Source organism: Bizionia gelidisalsuginis (assembly GCF_008086185.1).
Lineage (GTDB): Bacteria > Bacteroidota > Bacteroidia > Flavobacteriales > Flavobacteriaceae > Bizionia > Bizionia saleffrena.
Window position 1 is genome coordinate 1 of the sequence record NZ_VSKN01000048.1, and the last position, 4,656, is coordinate 4,656.

A 4,656-nucleotide genomic window follows, 5' to 3' on the forward strand; every position below is an offset into this window, starting at 1 on the left:
AGCGAGTTCCTAAAATTTAGGGGCAGAATGATAAATTTAGATAGAGGGTCGTAAGCCTAGACTTTTTTGTTTCTTTTTTGGGCAATGCAAAAAAGAAAAAGAATAATAAGCCAGATCAATCTTAAAGCACCAGCACACACTATTTAAACCAAAATTAAAACAATTATAAAAAGTAAAGAAAACTATCTAATTACGTTCAATTCCCACCCTTTAGCGTTGGGGTAAAAAAATTGAGATAGGCTCTATTTGAACCACAATCAAAACCATTCACTGTTTACCACTCACTATGCACTTTCTAATGTTCATTTTTTCCATTAATGAAAAAACGAACCAAAAAAATCTAGGCTGATTTTAGTACGCTTGAAAACGGCGTAAAACCCTTATCGTGCGGATGGCAACCGCTGCACTAGGCCATCCTCCACTGCCAGCCGCTGCAGCTTTTACTTGTTTTGCTACGCCTACGAAAAGTAGGCCATTTAAGATTTAGGTACAAATTAGATTGTAAAACGTTCTAATTACGTTCAATTTCCTCCCTTTAGGGTTGGGGTAAAGACATAGCGCACTTCCTAATTAAATTACAAACGGCCCTCTGCATTTTCCAAAACCCCTTTCACATCATAAACAATCCCCTTTTCGGCTTTCAGACTATTTAAATCGGCAGTTAAAAATTCGTTGTGCGCTACGGCTAGTACCACAGCTTCAAAACGACCTTTAGGCGGCGATTGTACGGTTTGTAATTGGTATTCGTGTTGCACGTGTGCTGGAGAGGCTAGCGGATCGTAAATAGTAACCGTCATTCCGTAGGTTTCTAATTCACGAACCACATCTACCACTTTTGTGTTGCGCACATCGGGGCAGTTTTCTTTAAAAGTTATACCAAGCATTAACACGTTAGCACCTTTTACTTTTACATCGTTTGCCAGCATTAATTTCACAACTTCTGAGGCGACATAAGCCCCCATAGAATCGTTCATTCGACGCCCTGCCAATATAATTTCGGGGTGATACCCTACTTCTTGTGCTTTTTGCGCCAAGTAATACGGGTCGACACCAATACAATGTCCGCCCACTAACCCCGGTTTAAAGGGTAGGAAATTCCATTTCGTCGCTGCCGCTTCCAGCACGTCGTTGGTATTGATCTCTAAACGGTTAAATATTTTTGCAAGCTCATTAACAAAGGCAATATTAATATCGCGCTGTGCATTTTCTATAACTTTCGCTGCTTCGGCCACTTTTATACTAGGTGCTAAATGCGTCCCAGCGGTAATCACACTCTTATAAAGGGCGTCTATTTGTTGGCCGGCCTCTGGAGTCGATCCAGAAGTAACTTTTAATATTTTGTCTACCGTGTGCTCTTTATCTCCCGGATTAATACGCTCTGGAGAATAGCCGGCAAAAAAATCGGTGTTAAAGGTTAAGCCGCTAAACTGTTCTAACACAGGAATGCATTCCTCTTCGGTCGCCCCAGGGTACACCGTAGATTCGTAAATAACGGTATCTCCTTTTTTTAGGACTTTACCTACCGTTTCACTCGCCTTAAATAAGGGCGTTAAATCGGGTCTGTTATTTTTATCTACGGGCGTAGGCACCGTAATAATATAATGCGTACAAGAAGCAATATGCTCTAGGGTGGTGGTACAGTATAATCCCGTCGCACCGTCCTCTTGCAATAGTGCCTCTGGGTCACTTACAGAAACGGCTTTTAAAACGGTATCTTCTACTTCTAAAGTACTGTCTGTACCGTGCTGCAATTCTAAAACGCGGGCGCTGTTAATATCAAACCCAATAACCGGATATTTCGTTGCAAACAATCGTGCTAGTGGTAAGCCCACATAACCTAAACCTATTATAGCTATTCTCATAGTTGTGATGTCATCGTTTTAATTTTATTTTATGTTGAAGTAATCGCGGTTAGTACTGCCCTCGGTAGCCATCGTATTATAAACCTGGTAACCCAACACTAAACTTTCCGTCGTTAAGGTGTACTGTAAACGGCAGTAGTAATAATACCATAGCGACAGGAAGCATAATGGCGAAAGCCGTATGTATGGGTAAATCGTTAAGTGCAAAGGCTAAAACAGTAACCATAAGGGTGTACACCGAAATAAACACGGTGGCCCATTTGTGAGGCAATCCAAGATCTATTAAACGGTGGTGAATATGGCATCTATCGGCCGAAAACGGACTGCGTTTATTTCTAATACGAATGCAAAAGACCCGTAAGGTATCTATTAACGGATAGGAGAGTAAGGCCAAAACAAACACGGGTGCATTTTTAAACACAAGCATTTCGGGTTGTTGAGCGCTAAGTTCTAAATATAAAATAATTTGAAAGGCGAGTACAAAACCAACGACCATAGAACCCGTGTCGCCTAAAAAGATTTTCCGACGCAATGAAAAATTATAAATCAAAAAACCGACCAACGCTCCTACCAGTGATAAGGAGATAAGACTATAAAAAAAGTAGTCACTATAAAAGAAAACCAATGCCATAACCATCGAAATTAAGGTTCCTAATGCTCCGGCTAAACCATCGATCCCATCAATTAAATTGTAGGCATTAATAATTAAAACAATAACAAACACAGAAAAACCTATAGCAAAAAGCACGGGAAGTTGCTGTATACCAAAAAGCCCTCCAAAGGAATCAATGTGTATGTTGGTTCCTAAAACAAAAAGAAAAGCGATAAGCAGCTGAAAAAAGAATTTTCGGCGTGGGGCAATGGTCATAATATCATCAGAAATACCGACTAATAAAAGCATCAATACCAAAATATTAAATATTACTAAATCGATTAACTGACTATAATTAGCGAATAAAACAGCGGCGACGTTTGCCGTTAAGAGCAAGCCGGTAAAAACACCTATACCACCAAGAGTAGGGACAATACCTTTATGGGAGGTGCGCTCATTGGGTTGCGCCGTTAAATTTTTCTTTTTACTGATTAAGATCACTTTTGGCATCACGATTACGGTGACGACCAAAGAAAATAATAGGGTACAACAAGCAGATAACAGCTTGAACTCAACTAAAAAAGCGGTAACCTCTGAGTGGCTCTTGGGAAACGTTTCTAAAATCATTGATAAAGGATTGTGTGTTATCACGGTAGCGATGTGTTAATTAGGTAAGCGGTAATAAGCGTATTTACGACTAAGGGTTAACATAAATGCGCTGGTATGTGGAGCACCGTAGGTAAGGACGGCACAATGAATCGTTACTAATATAAGCTGGTTTAATACTAATTTCAATACAAAAGTGATAGGTGTAAGTAAAACGTTTAAAAGACGACTATTTCTTGAAATAGGGTGTTAAAAACGAAACATCGTAACGTACTTAACGACATACTGTTTTTCTAGGTCTCTTTAATTTTGAATTATAGATCGGGTTTATTAGCGTCTTTCTTTAAGGTTAGAATTCTAATGCTGTCTTCACACTTTTAAAAGCCCATACCTTAATAATGGCGCTATAGCAGGTCTAAAAACTGCGCTATAACCATGGCTTCGCCGTCACTTGTTACATAACAAATGCCCGAAAAAGAGGCTCAATAAAGCACATAACGGTGCCCTAAAAGAAACCCAATCCTAACCACTGAAAGTTAAAACGATTGTAGGGTTGAAAAATAAGTGCGCTTTCCCTAATGAAAACAGCGACGTTATCATTAGAAAAACAAAAAACTAGAGTTAGGGAAGAAGGAGGGATAAATTAGGTAGGATAGTCTACAGCGATGAGTACTATTACTAATTTACTTCTTGCGATTTTTAGTTGAAATCTTACTATTTTTTCACTGCAATGGTTTAAAAAAACGTGTGGTTTATTGATTAATTTGCAATTTTACAACAAATCCCACAGACCTCAAAACAACCCAAAGGTTATTTTTGGTAGTTTTTACAATAGTTCCTTCTTGATTCTCTAGACCAAAGGTATCTAATTGAAGTGTTTCGCCTGGTGTAAATGTTTCTACTGTATGCGAGGTAATATTCGGCGTTTCTAATATGGATTTTAAATGCGCTATTTCTACATCTCTTACAATACCAGCCTCCCCTTGATCGTACAAATACCGCATAGTGAAAGGGATGTCGAAAACCCTGTTACGTTCTTTTTCTGTAGCGTGAATAAAGACCATTCGCGGCAATAAAGGGACTTCTATTTTTTTCTTACGATCGCTCCAAACACGTTCTTCAATGCGCGTGGGACAAAACGCCACGATATCATCACTCCAAGCATTAATGCGCTTTTCAACCTTCTTCTCGTGATTGAGTTTCACATATAAAACAAACCATTTTTTCTCCAGCATTTAGTACGCATTTAGGGTTATCAATCGTAACGTAAAAATAGGACTAATCGCTTTCATAGCAATAACTAACATTATATCATTTACGTATTATCCGTAGGCGGAGTGCTAAGTAACCAGAAATTAATGGGTTAAAAGAGGTGAATCCCAAACTAACGGTTGCTTCTGGCCGCTGGCCGCTGTGTTTCAAAATAAGCACTCCCCGCAGAAATACTCATCGAGAAACACAGTATGCAATAGGAATTGATAACAGATCACTCTAGCGAGTTCCTAAAATTTAGGGGCAGAATGATAAATTTAGATAGAGGGTCGTAAGCCTAGACTTTTTTGTTTCTTTTTTGGGCAATGCAAAAAAGAAAAAGAA

3 protein-coding genes are annotated in these 4,656 nt (G+C 39.0%); all 3 read right to left on the reverse strand.

Annotated features, from left to right (window positions below; translation table 11 throughout):
- Window positions 1-575: 575 nt before the first annotated feature.
- Window positions 576-1,862, reverse strand: a complete 1,287-nt coding sequence (locus ES677_RS14835) for a nucleotide sugar dehydrogenase (protein ID WP_148381670.1) — start codon at window positions 1,860-1,862, stop codon at window positions 576-578.
- Window positions 1,863-1,938: 76 nt separating this feature from the next.
- Window positions 1,939-3,081 (reverse strand): MraY family glycosyltransferase, encoded by a 1,143-nt coding sequence (locus ES677_RS14840; protein ID WP_148381671.1) that lies wholly within the window; start codon window positions 3,079-3,081, stop codon window positions 1,939-1,941.
- Between the two features lie 731 nt (window positions 3,082-3,812).
- Entirely contained in the window at window positions 3,813-4,295 is a 483-nt protein-coding gene (locus tag ES677_RS14845) for a UpxY family transcription antiterminator (RefSeq protein WP_148381672.1), read from the reverse strand.
- Between the last annotated feature and the right edge of the window lie 361 nt (window positions 4,296-4,656).

What these genes read in the sequence shown, in the direction of transcription:
- ES677_RS14835 (WP_148381670.1), bottom strand. Translation starts at nt 1,862, where the DNA reads ATGAGAATAGCTATAATAGGTTTAGGTTATGTGGGCTTACCACTAGCA.
- ES677_RS14845 (WP_148381672.1), bottom strand. Translation starts at nt 4,295, where the DNA reads ATGCTGGAGAAAAAATGGTTTGTTTTATATGTGAAACTCAATCACGAG.
- ES677_RS14840 (WP_148381671.1), bottom strand. Translation starts at nt 3,081, where the DNA reads ATGATTTTAGAAACGTTTCCCAAGAGCCACTCAGAGGTTACCGCTTTT.